14 protein-coding genes and 2 pseudogenes are annotated in these 13353 nt (G+C 54.0%); 2 read left to right on the top strand and 14 right to left on the bottom strand.

All coding sequences use genetic code 11. The annotated features are described in order from the left end of the window. Positions 1-7 precede the first annotated feature (7 nt). From GS3922_RS04940 to GS3922_RS04930, 3 genes are read right to left on the bottom strand one after another with little or no spacing between them, the layout of a single operon-like run. Positions 8-193 (bottom strand): capping complex subunit for YIEGIA, encoded by a 186-nt coding sequence (locus GS3922_RS04940; protein WP_063165455.1) that lies wholly within the window; start codon positions 191-193, stop codon positions 8-10. After that, complete coding sequence (locus GS3922_RS04935; RefSeq protein ID WP_063165454.1) at positions 183-1085, bottom strand: YIEGIA family protein; 903 nt, start codon at positions 1083-1085, stop codon at positions 183-185. The genes GS3922_RS04940 and GS3922_RS04935 overlap by 11 nt, the downstream gene beginning before the upstream one ends. Continuing rightward, entirely contained in the window at positions 1082-1678 is a 597-nt protein-coding gene (locus GS3922_RS04930; protein ID WP_063165453.1) for a YphA family membrane protein, read from the bottom strand. The genes GS3922_RS04935 and GS3922_RS04930 overlap by 4 nt, the downstream gene beginning before the upstream one ends. A 315-nt stretch (positions 1679-1993) precedes the next feature. Here GS3922_RS04930 and GS3922_RS17060 point away from each other — a divergent pair, with 315 nt between their 5' ends. After that, positions 1994-2128 carry a YpzI family protein gene (locus tag GS3922_RS17060; protein WP_082816529.1) on the top strand — a complete coding sequence of 45 codons (135 nt, stop codon included), beginning with the start codon at positions 1994-1996 and terminating at the stop codon, positions 2126-2128. Positions 2129-2655: 527 nt separating this feature from the next. On the opposite strand, the gene rpsA is transcribed toward GS3922_RS17060, so the two are convergent. The 5 genes and pseudogenes from rpsA to GS3922_RS18315 form a co-directional block, all read right to left on the bottom strand. After that, complete coding sequence (rpsA, locus tag GS3922_RS04925) at positions 2656-3819, bottom strand: 30S ribosomal protein S1 (RefSeq protein ID WP_063165452.1); 1164 nt, start codon at positions 3817-3819, stop codon at positions 2656-2658. 139 nt (positions 3820-3958) lie between these two features. Then, positions 3959-4546 (bottom strand): lysophospholipid acyltransferase family protein, encoded by a 588-nt coding sequence (locus GS3922_RS04920; protein ID WP_063165451.1) that lies wholly within the window; start codon positions 4544-4546, stop codon positions 3959-3961. Continuing rightward, entirely contained in the window at positions 4543-5217 is a 675-nt protein-coding gene (gene cmk, locus GS3922_RS04915; protein ID WP_063165450.1) for a (d)CMP kinase, read from the bottom strand. The genes GS3922_RS04920 and cmk overlap by 4 nt, the downstream gene beginning before the upstream one ends. A 95-nt stretch (positions 5218-5312) precedes the next feature. Next, positions 5313-5492, bottom strand: coding sequence for a YpfB family protein (locus GS3922_RS04910; protein WP_063165449.1), 180 nt, complete (start codon positions 5490-5492; stop codon positions 5313-5315). Positions 5493-5544: 52 nt separating this feature from the next. After that, a pseudogene (locus GS3922_RS18315) lies at positions 5545-5634 on the bottom strand (pilus assembly protein PilZ); the annotation flags it as partial. Positions 5635-5737: 103 nt separating this feature from the next. Here GS3922_RS18315 and GS3922_RS04905 point away from each other — a divergent pair. Next, on the top strand, positions 5738-7018 hold the full coding sequence (locus GS3922_RS04905; RefSeq protein WP_012749092.1) for an IS110 family RNA-guided transposase: 1281 nt from the start codon (positions 5738-5740) through the stop codon (positions 7016-7018). Between the two features lie 385 nt (positions 7019-7403). Here the strand turns inward: GS3922_RS04905 and GS3922_RS04900 are convergent. From GS3922_RS04900 to GS3922_RS04875, 6 genes and pseudogenes are all read right to left on the bottom strand, one after another. Then, positions 7404-7985, bottom strand: a pseudogene (locus GS3922_RS04900) (flagellar brake protein); the annotation flags it as partial. A gap of 159 nt (positions 7986-8144) precedes the next feature. After that, positions 8145-9488 carry a germination protein YpeB gene (ypeB, locus tag GS3922_RS04895; protein ID WP_063165448.1) on the bottom strand — a complete coding sequence of 448 codons (1344 nt, stop codon included), beginning with the start codon at positions 9486-9488 and terminating at the stop codon, positions 8145-8147. Between the two features lie 15 nt (positions 9489-9503). Further along, a complete protein-coding gene (gene sleB, locus GS3922_RS04890) occupies positions 9504-10298 on the bottom strand; it encodes a spore cortex-lytic enzyme (protein ID WP_063165447.1) in 795 nt (264 codons plus the stop codon). Between the two features lie 165 nt (positions 10299-10463). Further along, positions 10464-11159, bottom strand: a complete 696-nt coding sequence (prsW, locus tag GS3922_RS04885) for a glutamic-type intramembrane protease PrsW (RefSeq protein ID WP_063165446.1) — start codon at positions 11157-11159, stop codon at positions 10464-10466. Positions 11160-11245: 86 nt separating this feature from the next. Further along, entirely contained in the window at positions 11246-12217 is a 972-nt protein-coding gene (locus GS3922_RS04880) for an asparaginase (RefSeq protein WP_063165445.1), read from the bottom strand. Positions 12218-12284: 67 nt separating this feature from the next. Further along, a complete protein-coding gene (locus GS3922_RS04875; RefSeq protein WP_063165444.1) occupies positions 12285-13277 on the bottom strand; it encodes a YpdA family putative bacillithiol disulfide reductase in 993 nt (330 codons plus the stop codon). Between the last annotated feature and the right edge of the window lie 76 nt (positions 13278-13353).

Raw genomic sequence — 13353 nt, 5'->3', positions numbered from 1 at the left:
AACCGCTTTAATGCTTGACGATCACAAGCAGCCCGTCGCTCAGTTCATGGGCGATGCCGTCTAAAATGGCCTCTAAATTGGCAGCGATCCGCTCCATTTCCTCCCTTGTGCGGCAAATAAAAATCGGGGCGCCGCCGGCAACGTTTTCGCCGTTGGTCGTAATGATGGCCAAAATCATTTTTTCATGCGTCATCACCGCCGCCCCCTCTCCGTTTCCACCGCCGTTTCGCCGGCATGCGAATGGCGCTCTCAAGCACCGGGACGTTTTCAATGACCGCCTTCGCCTTCTCGACATCCTCAACTTGCGGCAAAATAAAAATGCCGACGCGTCCATCGTTTAAATCGCGCTTGGCAAGCGGCACGAGCGCCGGCGTTCCCGAGTCCCGATAAATGCCGAGCGCTGTCGATACATCGTGCAAAATCGCTTGCCGCTGCCCGAGGTTGGCGATCGTTGTTCGGGCGTTGAAGTTTTTCGGCGTCAAAATAAAGCCCATCCCGTAGCGCAAAATTTCTTCCCTCCGCGCCGGCAAGCCGATGTTCATAATGTAGATGTTGTCGACATACAGCCCTGCCCCCTCAAAATGGGGTTTGACATATTTCACATCGGCGATATCTTTCAGCCGGCTTCCGCTCATAAACCGCCGCGCCACCATCATGCCGATGGCGCTGGCCACGAGCGCAGCCCAAACGTTCCAGACTAAATAAAAGAGCGTGGATAAAAAGGAAACGAAAATGACTAAATAGTTCCGCCCTTCAAAGACAATCGCAATGCCTTCAATATACGTTTTTCCGCGCGGCACTAGTTCATACTGATCCAGCTCATTCAGCGTGTTGCGCTCCATGTTGCGCACATCGCGAAACTGCGAAGCCGCCAACGCCAAAAACGTAATGGCCGCAAATTCTTTTTCCATAATCGCCGGCACGGCGACCGTGCCTAAGCCGGCGGCGATGACCCCCAACGCGATATGGATCGTCCGGCCGTGCAAGTATGTCGGGTATTGCCGGTAATCAGTGCGCAACAAATAAAGGCGTGTCAACACCCCGGCGGCGACGCCGTATAAAATTGGAAACGTATATTCGTTCACGGCTGCCTCGTCCCTCCTACAGGCCGTTTTTCCTCAAGTTGAAGCGCGAAGAAGCGAATCGTTTCCCAAGCGAGCAAACATGACGCACCGATTGCCGTCGCGTCTAAAAACGAAAACGAACCGAGCACATAGTCGGGCGCCATCCGGTGAATGGCCGCGGCGTACACCGCTTCCCCTTGACAGCTGCCGAGCGCCAAACAAAGAAGGCGGGCGGCAAGGCGGCGGTGGAACAGACAACTGACGAGAGCGAGCCACCAGGCGAGCATCCACCGGCCATCGAGCCAAATCCAAACCGGATCGAACAAGGCGAGCAAACGGAAGGCGGCGTAAGCAAACGCCAAGCCGGACGCCGATAACGCCATCAGCAGCGGGCGGCATGGCTTCTGCTCGACCGCCGTATAACAAGAAAAGAAAAAAAGCACAAAAAAGGACAACGCCATATGAATGCGGCCAACTTCCGCTGTCAGCGAGGCCGAACTGATCATGACAAGCGCGAACACCGCCAGCTTCGTTCGGGCGGCGGTCTTTTTCATAAAAAACGTTGCCACAAGCCATAACGACCAAAAAAAGAAATAAAAATACATCCCTTCCATCTTTTCCACTCCTTATTATGTTCATTATGCCATGTTTTATCCTCTTCTAATCGGGAACGCCTTCCAGGCTGGTGAAAAACAACAGATTCGCTTGACTGGTGAGAAATCACAACGAACGAAAGGATGACGTTGCAAGGTTTTTCCGTTTGAGAAACACTGTTGGAGAGCAGTATTTCTCCTTAAATCACGATCCTCCCTTATTTCAGGACGAAAGCAGGCGATGAATCGGCGTTTTCCATTGTCGAAACATGCATAGAAAAAACCGCGCCCAGCCATAGTAACAAATGATACTCACATAGAAAGGAGCGGGGTTTGGTGGGAAAAGACCGGCAGGAGAAAAAGCTGAAACAGTCGCGGCAAGTTCAGTCAGACCGTGACCAGTCGTTCTCCTATAAAGGGGCAAGCCGGCTCGATACGCCGGAAGAAGCGCGCGAACGGAACGGATTTTAACGTAATTTCCGACAGAAGTCTCCCTCCTCAAGGAATGTGCAGGGCAAAGCCCAATGAGTAGATGGGAGATGAATGTCGGTTGGCGATCGCCAACTGATGTGGTCATCTATGGTTAGAACGGACGCCTTCGGAGCGAAGGAAAGCGTAAAGGGTTCTTGTGTGTGGCTTACCGTTCGGCGAACACGCACAAGTCGCTTGAAGCCTCCACCTCCAAGCGAAGCGTAGGTGGCGGGTAGTTCACCAACAAAGGTGTCCCAAAACGGCAGGGACACCTTCGTTATTTCCCATTTTGTCTTGAAAAAACCGCCCGTTTTTGCCATTTCGCAATCAATAGAAGAAGCAATGGGACAAAATGATAATGGCCGCTTCAAACTAGATTAGCCTCTCTTACTTTCATTTTGTTTGGAGACAGGGCGGCTCGGCCATGTTGCTAGAAAGTCATTGATCTTTGCTAGTGTTGGACGGGCAAAACAAAAAACCCCATTTTGATGGCAAGTGCCACCAAAATGGGGTTGACTGACGATGGATTATTTTAATTTTTTCAGCTGCTCGCCGATGACTTCGCCGAGCTGGAAGCCGCGCGTTTCCGCCGTTTTCGTATATTGGCTGTAATCTTCCGCCGGAGCGGCCGTTTCCTCCTCGAGCAGTGCGCGGATGCTTAAGGAAATGCGATGCTCGGATTCGTTCACATCGAGCACTTTCGCTTTCACTTCATCGCCTTCTTTCAGCACTTCATGCGGTGAGCCGATGCGGCGGTTGGCGATTTGCGACACATGAACCAACCCTTCGACACCCGGGAAGATTTCCACAAACGCGCCGAATGAAGCGAGCCGCTTCACCGTACCCTTGACGACATCGCCCGGTCTTACCTTCTCGCTGATGCCTTCCCACGGACCCGGCAACGCTTCTTTAATTGACAGCGACAGGCGGCCTTGTTCCGGGTCGACAGCCAACACTTTCACTTTTACCGCATCGCCTTCTTTCACCGCCTCGGACGGATGGGCGACACGCGTATGAGAAAGCTGGGAAATATGTACGAGTCCGTCAAACCCGCCGACATCGACAAAGACGCCGAAATCGGCAATGCGGCGGACGACGCCATCCAGCACTTGCCCCGGCTCAAGACGGGAAAGCAGTTCTTTTTGCTGGCGCTCTTGCTCTTCCTCAACGACCGCCCGGTGCGATAAGATGACGCGGTTTTTCTCGCGGTCGAGTTCAACGACTTTGACAGCGAGCGTTTTTCCTTTGTAGTCGGAAAAATCCTCGACATAATGCGGTTCGACAAGCGAGGCCGGGATAAAGCCACGCACGCCGACATCGGCGACAAGCCCGCCTTTGACGATGTCTTTAATGACCGTTTCAAACGTTTCGCCGCTTGCGAACTTGCGCTCAAGCTCCTCCCATGCCTGCTCGGCGTCGACGGCTTTTTTTGATAAAATGAGCAGCCCTTCTTCCCCGTCTTTGCCTTCTTCCACTTTTTTCACTTTGGCCGTCACTTCATCGCCGACGGCGACCGCATCGCTCGGCTTCTCGATATGCAAGTTGGACAGCTCGCTGATCGGAATGATGCCGCTTTGCTTGCTGTTTTCCACCTCAACAAGCACTTGCTTGTCTTCGAGCTTCACCACTTTGCCGCGGACGATGTCGCCCACCTCATACACATTCACTTGCACATTCATCTCTTCTGTCATCGTAAAAACCCCTCCTTCATCGACTGACGATCCTGCAAAAGCGCGCCTCGCGCCGAGGCCGCGGCCGGCTGTCGGCAAAAATAAGGACGCTTTTCTAATTAGTATACCATATTTTCTCAATCAACATGTACTATAATGCTTACTGATGCTGCTCAAGCAGGCGGCGAATATGCTCCATAATGCAATCGGCCGCTTCTTCCGGGCTGGCCTTCCGCTCACGCAGCGGCGCCATATCAATCGGCGCCCCGTAGACGACGTTGAGCGGCACAAACGGCCGATATGGGCCGATAATGGCGCACGGGACGACAGCCGCATCAGTGCGCAAGGCGAAAAAACCGACGCCGGGCAGCGCCCGTTTCAGCCGGCCGTCCTTGCTGCGCGTCCCTTCGGGAAAAATGCCGAGCACTTCGCCTTGTTTCAGCACCTCAAGCCCTGTGCGCAGCGCTTGGCGGTCGTTCATGCCGCGCTTCACTGGAAACGCGCGCAAGTTTTTGACGAGCGTTTTCACCACCGGGGTGCGAAACAATTCTTCTTTCGCCATAAACCGGACCGGCCGCGGCGCCGTAATGCCGACGACCGGCGGATCTAAGTTGCTGATATGGTTGGCGCAAAGAAGCACCGCGCCTTCTTTTGGAAATTGCTCAAGCCCTGTGACTTGAATGCGGTACAAAGGAGTCAATATGCTTTTTACCGCTCCTTTAGCCACCGAATAAAAATCCACCCTCATCCAATCCTTTCGTTGACAATTTCCATAATGCGCGCCGCCACTTCCTCGACCGTCAGCGACGTCGTGTCAATTTCCACCGCGTCCGGCGCCTTGCGAAGCGGCGCCGTTTCCCGCTCTGAATCGATCCGGTCGCGGCGGGCGATCTCTTCTTTCAGCTTTTCGAGGTCAGATGGAAAGCCGCGGGCGATATTTTCTTCGTGCCGACGCCGCGCCCGCTCCTCGACCGAGGCTTTTAAGAAAATTTTCACCTCGGCATTCGGAAGCACGTTCGTCCCGATATCGCGCCCGTCCATTACAACGCCTCCCCCTTCGGCCAGGGCGCGCTGGCGGGCGACCATCTCCGCGCGCACAAGCGGGTGTTTCGCGACGAACGATACCGCATTTGTCACCGCCTCTCCGCGAATGATATCGGTGACGTCCTCGCCGTTGACAAACACCAATTGCCCGTGCGGCGACGGCTTCAGTTCAATCGATGTATCACGGAGCAATGACAACAGCGCCTGTTCATCATGGATGTCGACGCCGCATTGAAGCGCCCGGTGCGTTAACGCGCGGTACATCGCACCGGTATCGATGTATACATACGAAAGGCGGTTGGCAATGAGTTTGGCGACCGTGCTTTTCCCTGCTGCCGCAGGTCCATCGATCGCGATGTTAATTCGTCGTTCCATAACTCCTCCTGCTTCATCGAATCATGTAATGGCTGCACAAAGAAAAATGCAGGAAAACCCTGCATGTTCTCATGTTCATTGTACCATATTTGCCGTCAACGGTCGACGGCCGTCTCAATCGTTTCTGTTTTTTCCGGCTTGGCTACCCCTTCATACTCGTACACTTTGCCGATATAAAACGCCACCGGCGTATACAACACGAGCCATTGAGCGATCAGCAAACAAATCGCTTGGATCACAACGAGCTTCCATAACAGCTGCTCGATCCGCTTCATGGCACAAACATCCTGCCTTCCGTTTTTTCTAGCAGTATTCCACACGCCCCGCTCATTTATTCTCTTCGTTTTCCCTTTTCTTTTCGTCAAGCTGCCGCTCGAAACTGTAGCGGATGAGCCGGGCGCGGTCTTGGGGAAGGAGCATTCCCGTTAGGAGCTTTTCCGGGGACTTGATCAAAAAAAGCCCTCTTGGTATGATGCAGGGGTATCAACCACATCACTCACCATACCAAGGAGGACTTCAGATGAATTGTACACAAAACTATAAAATTGATCAAGTAACCGAACAAACGCTTGTCGTGGGTATTGATATCGCGAAACGAACCCACTACGCCTGCTTCGTGGATGACCGGGGGCGCGTGCTTCGCAAATCGTTCCCGATCTTCCAGTCGAAAGAGGGGTTTCAACAGCTGTATAAAGCGATTCAGGGGGCGATGCAAGCGTTCGGGAAGTCAGAGGTGATCGTCGCCGTGGAGCCGACCGGGCACTACTGGTTGAACCTGGCCTACTTCCTCGAGGAGCACGGGATCCCGTTGGTCATGGTCAACCCGGCGCATGTGTGCCGGTCGAAAGAACTTGATGACAACCTGCCGACGAAACACGACGCCAAAGACGCCCTGGTCATTGCCAGACTGGCAAAAGACGGACGATTCCTCGTTCCCCGGCTGCTGCACGAGATTGAAGCCGATTTGCGCGTGGGGAGCACGCTCAAAGAGAAGCTCCGCAAGGAACAGACGGCGGTGAAAAACGCGATCGTCCGCTGGACGGATCGGTATTTTCCAGAGTTTTGGACCGTGTTTCGTGACTTGGGGAAAACGGCGCTTTCGGTGTTGGAGTGGACGCCGCTTCCGGCTGATATGGCCGGCCGGACGGTGGAGGAGCTTCTTGAGGTGTACCGGCAAAGCGAAGGGATGAAATGCCCGCAGAAGGCCAAAATTCAGGCGTTGATCAACACCGCGAAGGACTCGATTGGGGTGACGGAAGGGACAGCGATGGCCCGGTTTGAGATCGCCGCGCTCGTCCGCCGATACCGCCAATTGGAGGCGGAGATCGCTGCACTGGACGCCGAGTTGAAGGCATTGGTTCAAACGACGATGGAGTACCAATGGTTGAAAACGGTCGACGGGTTGGGAGACGCCACGATCATCGATCTGCTGGCGGAGATCGGCAGCTTCGCCCATTATCGGGACCCGCGCCAATTGGTGAAGTTGGCGGGCCTGACGCTCAAGGAGAACTCCTCCGGCCAGCGCAAAGGGCAAAAGCACATCTCCAAACGGGGACGGAAACGGTTGCGCTCGGTGCTGTTTCGGGCGATGATTCCGCTGATTCGGCATAACGAGGCGTTTCGCGAGCTGCATGAGTATTATACGACCCGATCCGTCAATCCGCTGACCGGAAAGCAGTCCATCGTCGCCTTGTGCCGGAAGCTGTTGAATGTGCTGTTTGCGATTTGTACGAAGAAACAAGCGTTTGACGCGGAGCGAATGAAACAGGACGTCTTGTCCCAGGTGCAACGGGCGGCCTAAGGCCTCCCCCCTGCGAACGGAAGAATCGTTGGACAACGAGATGACACCGGAGAAGCTGGCGTGATTTCATCCATTCGACCTTGAGTCCCTAAAGGAGCTTGGCCGGCCTCCGCCTGATGACGAGACCGAACGAGGGAATGTTGGCGCGAAGACGCCCGGAGACATGGGAGGGTTCGTCCTCATCAGCGACGCGGAGATCCAAAGGGTGCATCGAATATGCTTCCCCCCGCGGCAGGAAAATATAACCAGCCGTGGCCGCGAAGCGCACCCTAGGTCTGTAAGATATCCACAAAACTGAAAAAGGATGTAAGGGATTTTGTCGAAAAATATTTTTTGGACACCCCTGAGAGGCCGAAAAGCCTTGATAGATCAACATTTCTAGAGGGAGGTCGGTGAATTCAACCGACATTTTCGCAATGCCGCGCTCATCAGTAGTCATGCGGACGATCGTCGCTTTCGTTTTCATATAGTAATATTCACCGGAGCGCATGGTTAGCACAAGCCAAAGCTCAACCGCCATGCCGGGGTGAAGAAGCGAAGCGCATGCCGGCGGGATGAGAAGCGCAGCTCCGCCGGCGCTCATATCGACCGTCATCGTCACAAACGGAGCGAATCCACCGTCAAGCGGATGGACAGCCGCATCGACGTTTGCCTTCACCCGCACATATCGGCGGCGCTGGATGCGTATGACATCTTCGTCGCCCGGATAAGCCAAGACGACCATCGGCAACGGGTCGCGCACTTTCCCTTTCACTTCCGTATCAAACATGTATAATCCCCCGTCCTGGCCGACAAAGCTCGCCTTAAATTGCATGCCGTTTAACAAATACACGGTTTTTCCGCTCTGTTCGTCGACAGGATAACTAATATGGATCGCCCCGTCAACGATGGCGAGCGTTTTGCTTCGGTATTGCCGCGTCGAACCGTCGAGCGGCTCGAGGCGAACCCGATCCCCGATCTTCATCATCATCTTGCTTTTCCCCTTTTCGGCCAGCTGGCGAATCATCTATGCTTGCCGCTGGCCCGTATCGTTTCACACGGCTATTATACCATACAACCCACGCTCCAGACCGGTGGGAATGAAAAAGGAGGAAAAGCCCTATCCTTGGCTTTCCCTCCTTTCCTCTCACCCGTAGTTCGGCTCGACACTTTCGAGCCTTTCCACTTTTTCCTCGAGGCCGGTCGACGCGTTAATAAACAGCTGGTACGTCTCGTCGCCAAGCGTTCCTAAAAACTCGTAACAAAGCACCGGTTTTTGCAAGTCGTTCATAATGATGGCCTGACGCTGCTCCATTACTTTCAACTGCGGATTGACCTTTTTCTTCGCTGCTTCGACGGTGAGTTTCGGTTTTGGCAGCGGGCGCGGGACTGACGATGACAAATAATCGCGCGCCGTAAAACCGACGACACGGCCGTTATCGAGCGCCACTTTCATTTGGATGGCTTCTGGGTAAATGCGAACGCCGTTTTCACTTTTGACAAACGTAAGCACGGCGACATTATCGTATTGCGTGCTGTCGTACAGCTCAAACCCGGTAAATTGATGCCGTTTTAAAAATGCCATCCCGCGGCTGGCCGCTTCATGCAAGCTGATCTTCGGCTTGCCGACAGGCCGGCTGTTGAGCGCCCAAATCGGGTAGCCGCCCTTTTTCGTAATGTCCATATAAATGTCGCCCTTTGTTTTCGGATCGTGAATCGTCAAACTGTAAAAGCGGTCGTCCGCTCCTTTGCCGCTTTCCGTCACCTTGATCTCCTCCGTCCCCTTTAGACCGAGGAAATCGCGGGCAATTCGTTTCGCTTCCGCCTTGGTAATCGATTGGCCTTGCGCGCGGACAAACCCTTTTTCTTCATTGGCAAGGCCGATGAACGACGGGCCGAACTCCGACGAACTCGAGAACGTATCGATATTTTTTTCGACCGCTTTAAAGCCGTCAATAATAATGTTGTCGCCTTTTTGGTCGTTCGTTGCCAGCGCCAGCTCAACATCCATCCAGCGCAAGTTGTTTTCAAGCACTAAATGTTGCACATTGCGCAGCTCTTGGCGAATCGCTCCGGCATTTTTGTACAGCGCCTGCAGCGTCTTGTACTCTTCCTTTGTCAACGGTTCCTCTTCTAAATCGCGCACCGCCGTTCGATAGCTGAACTCGCCGATTTGCGATAAAAACTCTTGCGTCTTGTTAAACGGCAAGAGCGACAGCGGCAGCTGTCCGACGTCCGAGTGGGCTTCGGACGCAATTTTCCACACTTCAGCCAGCGCCGGCGACAATGACGCATGCGAGTTCATCGCCAGCGTGGCGCCGAGCTTGTCATGAAGCAAGTCGATTTGGTAGGCCAAATCGTGGAACGCGCGCTGGTAGTTGTTTTCCGCTTGGATTAAAATCGCGTTTTTTTCCAAGTGCTCGCGGTAGCCCCAATAGCCGGTGCCGATGACAGCGAGCGCGAGCGCCGCGAGCAATATGTTTCGCACCATTCCGTCTCCCTCCTTTTATTTGCAGAAAATATGCTGCCCGATCCGCTTAATTTGCGGCCGGCTCCAAATCCAAGCGCTCGTCGCCGTCGCCGGGTTGAAATAGTAAATGGCCCCGCCGCTCGGATCCCAGCCGTTGATGGCATCAAGCACCGCCTTTCGCGCTGTTTCGTTTGGCGTCAGCCAAATTTGTCCGTCAGCGACCGCGGTGAACGCACCCGGTTGAAAAATAACTCCAGCGACCGTATCCGGGAACGACGGATGTTCGAGCCGGTTTAAAATGACGGCGGCCACGGCCACCTGTCCGATGTACGGTTCGCCGCGCGCTTCACCATACACTGCGTTCGCCATCAGCTGAATATCGTTTTGCGAAAACCCTTTTGGCACGTTCGACGCCGTCGTTTTCGCCGTTCCCCCTCCTCCTCCGCCGCGCTTTTTCACTTGCTGGCTGAGCGGAATGCCGCCGTAATGGGTGAAATCATTCCCTTGGCGGATTTGTCTTTTGACAAACTCCTCGTAGTATTTCGAGGCGTTCACTAACTTTTGCTTCGTTTCTGCCCCGGCCAGCCCATCGACTGGCAGGCCGTATTCGTATTGGAAATTGCGCAGCGCCCAATACGTGCGCCAACCGAATACGCCGTCAATTTTGCCGTTGTAAAAACCGAGATATTGCAGCCGCGCCTGCAGTTCAATGACATCATCCCCAACCGCCCCCCGCTGGATCACTTGCGGGGAAAAGGCGGCAGCATGGCTTGCTGGATGCAGGCATATCCACGCGCCGATTAAGGTGAACATGATGAGTTTCCTTACCATATGCAAACCTCCCGTCGACCATCGCCGTTTTTATCCTTATTTTCCTCCTGTTTTCCCTCTTTATGCAGAAAAAAGAAAAAAGGGCCGTCCGGAAAGCCGCGTGTTCGGCTTTCGGATGCCCCTTTTCGCGTTTCAACGCCTTGCAGCAGCCACAATCGCACCTTTTTAAGGAAGTTCTACTTTTCGAACGACCGCTTTCGCTGACGGCGTCACTTGACAGCGGGCGTACCCTTTTGCTTGCTTCACTTTGCGCAGCGCCACCCACCATAAAGCGAGCATAAACGGCCCCATGTAATAGCCCCATTGCTTGTTGGCCAGCAAAATCCAGTCATAGATGCCGTGGAGAAAAAACGGCAGCAAAAACGACGCCCATAAATAATAGCGGCGCTTTCGGCCGGCAAATTTCGCCTTGCCGAAATAAAACCCCATAATGACGGCAAACAGCGCATGGCTTGACACCGGCAACAGCGCCCGGGCGACGGCTGTCTCCACCCCGTTGGCCAGCAAGTATAAAATGTTTTCGAGCGTCGCAAAGCCCAGCGAGACGCTGGCGCTGTACACAATGCCGTCGTACGGCTCATCAAATTCATCGTGGTCGTACACAAAAAAATAGATGATAAACCATTTGACAAACTCTTCAAGCAGCGCCGCAGATAGGAACGCTTCAGCCGCCGGCGATGAAATGATGTTTTCCTCCGCTAACACGTATTGAATGAACATGATCGGAAAAACGAGGAGGACGCCGAAAAAAAACATGCGCAACACAAAGGACAGCGGTTCAGCCTCATACTCGTCCTTTAAGTAAAAATAGCTGAGCAGCGCCACCCCGGGGGCGACGCCGGCAGAAATGAGCGAAAACATACCGATCCCCGTTTCTCTGTCGTTTTACCTCTATCGTACCACGAAACTAGGAAGCGAAAAAGAGAAATTGCCGGACAGCTCCTCGCCTAATAGGCAAACAAGCCGTCGAGGGCCGCGCCGGAAGCAAGGGCGACGGCGAGTTTGATGCGCGCTTTTTTCGCATCGTAGTCGCTGCCGAGAATCACGCCTTTTTTATGCAAATCATAGGCGCTCCCTAAATAATCGTACGTCGTGTACACCGCTCCTTCCTCGGCGCTCGTCGTCACGACGACTTTTATGCCGGCTTCGATGGCCTTGACGATTTCACTGACCATGTTCGGCGCCACTTGTCCGCGGCCGACTCCTTCGAGCACAATGCCGGCAACGCCGCTTTCACGGGCCGCTTTAATAAACTTTCCGTCCGCTTCCAAATAACATTTCACAATGTCGACGGGCGGAAGCGGGCGCACGAGTTCGTAATATTCACGCCGGATCGGCTTTTGGTACACATGCACTTCATCGTTGTCAATAATGCCTAAATAGCCGAAGCCAAACGCATTAAACCCTTGAATGTTCGAGGCGTGCTCTTTTTTCACGTATTTCGCGGCAAAAATGCGCTCGTTGAACACGACGACCGTCCCCGCTCCGCGCAACGGCTCCGCGCACGCAGCGTAAATGGCATGGCGGATGTTGATATACACATCGCTTCCTAAATCGGCCGGCGCCCGCTGCGAGCCGGTGACGACGATTGCGCGCGGGTCATTCACCGTCAAATCAAGAAAGTACGCCGTCTCCTCAAGCGCATCGGTCCCATGGGTGACGACGATGCCATCAACAGACGGGTCGGCAAAATGCGCCTCAATCCGCTTTTTTAACTCCATCCAATGCGCGAACGTCAAATGCATGCTCGGCAGCTGGAACACGCTCTCAACTTTGACTTCGATCTCTTCCGGCAAATGGCACATCGCAGCGAGCTCTTCGCCGCTTAACGCCCCGGCGTTCAAGCGGCCGGACCGTTCATTCCGTTTGCTGGCGATCGTGCCGCCGGTCGTCAGCAGCACTACCTTCCGTTTCGTCACATCCGTCACCTTCGCTTTTCGATTTCAAACATGATGCCCATCTGATTTTGCCGCGCCTAGACGGGGGTTACAACGGCTTCCGGGCCGATGCTTCCCGCTCGCGTTCGGCGATGCAGGCAGCGATATGATCTCCGTGAAAACGGCCGTTTTCGATAAAAATTTCATTGGCATCATTGCCAGCGGCGATCACCCCGGCGATAAACACCCCTGGCACATTCGTCTCCATCGTGTCCGGGTCATAATGCGGCCGGCCGCTTTCCGGATCAACGTGAACGCCGATGCTCGTTAAAAAGCGATGGTCAGGATGATAGCCGGTCATCGCGAACACAAAATCGTTTTTGATCGTTTTCGTTTCCCCGTTTACTTCGTAAACGACGGCATCTTCCGTAATTTCTTTCACATGGGCGTGAAATTCCATGCGGATGACGCCTTTGCGCACCAATGCATCAAACTCCGGCAAAATCCATGGTTTGATGCTTTTTGAATACCCGCCGCCGCGGTATAGCACCGTGACGCGCGCCCCGGCTTTGACAAGCTCCATCGCCGCGTCGACGCTCGAATTTTTCCCGCCGATGACAACGCAGTCGGTGTTGAAGTACGGGTGCGCTTCTTTAAAATAATGCATCACTTTCGGCAGCTCTTCCCCCGGCACGTTCATATCGTTGGGATGGTCGTAATACCCGGTGGCAACCACGACGTATTGGGCACGATACGTGTCTTTTGACGTTTCAACCAAAAACGCCCCGTCTTGTTGCCGCTTGATCGTTTTCACTTCTTCAAACGTATTGACGCGCACTTGTTTACGGACGACGACTTCGCGGTAATAGGCGAGCGCCTGGCTCCTCGTCGGCTTCCGATTTTCTGTAATAAACGGCACACCGCCGATTTCGAGCCGATCGCTCGTGCTGAAAAACGTTTGATGCGTCGGGAAGCGATAAATCGCATGGACGATGTTTCCTTTTTCGATCACAAGCGGCGAAAACCCGGCATCCTGTAAAGCGATCGCCGCCGCCAGTCCACATGGTCCGCCGCCGACGATGATGATGGTTTCTTCCCTCATGTTTTTGTCACCTCGCACGAAGCAAAAAATCCCCTATCTTATGATAGGGGATTTCGCGAAAGCTTGCAAACGTCAG

Source organism: Geobacillus subterraneus, from assembly GCF_001618685.1.
GTDB classification, from domain to species: Bacteria; Bacillota; Bacilli; order Bacillales; family Anoxybacillaceae; genus Geobacillus; species Geobacillus subterraneus.
The sequence above is the reverse complement of the archived record's forward strand: the minus strand, read 5'-3'. Positions and strand labels throughout refer to the sequence as shown.

Excerpts from the sequence above, each read along its gene's own strand:
- GS3922_RS04940 (WP_063165455.1), bottom strand. The coding sequence starts at position 193 with ATGACGCATGAAAAAATGATTTTGGCCATCATTACGACCAACGGCGAA.
- GS3922_RS04930 (WP_063165453.1), bottom strand. The coding sequence starts at position 1,678 with ATGGAAGGGATGTATTTTTATTTCTTTTTTTGGTCGTTATGGCTTGTG.
- rpsA (WP_063165452.1), bottom strand. The coding sequence starts at position 3,819 with ATGACAGAAGAGATGAATGTGCAAGTGAATGTGTATGAGGTGGGCGAC.
- GS3922_RS04920 (WP_063165451.1), bottom strand. The coding sequence starts at position 4,546 with ATGAGGGTGGATTTTTATTCGGTGGCTAAAGGAGCGGTAAAAAGCATA.
- cmk (WP_063165450.1), bottom strand. The coding sequence starts at position 5,217 with ATGGAACGACGAATTAACATCGCGATCGATGGACCTGCGGCAGCAGGG.
- GS3922_RS04910 (WP_063165449.1), bottom strand. The coding sequence starts at position 5,492 with ATGAAGCGGATCGAGCAGCTGTTATGGAAGCTCGTTGTGATCCAAGCG.
- GS3922_RS04905 (WP_012749092.1), top strand. The coding sequence starts at position 5,738 with ATGAATTGTACACAAAACTATAAAATTGATCAAGTAACCGAACAAACG.
- ypeB (WP_063165448.1), bottom strand. The coding sequence starts at position 9,488 with ATGGTGCGAAACATATTGCTCGCGGCGCTCGCGCTCGCTGTCATCGGC.
- sleB (WP_063165447.1), bottom strand. The coding sequence starts at position 10,298 with ATGGTAAGGAAACTCATCATGTTCACCTTAATCGGCGCGTGGATATGC.
- prsW (WP_063165446.1), bottom strand. The coding sequence starts at position 11,159 with ATGTTTTCGCTCATTTCTGCCGGCGTCGCCCCCGGGGTGGCGCTGCTC.
- GS3922_RS04875 (WP_063165444.1), bottom strand. The coding sequence starts at position 13,277 with ATGAGGGAAGAAACCATCATCATCGTCGGCGGCGGACCATGTGGACTG.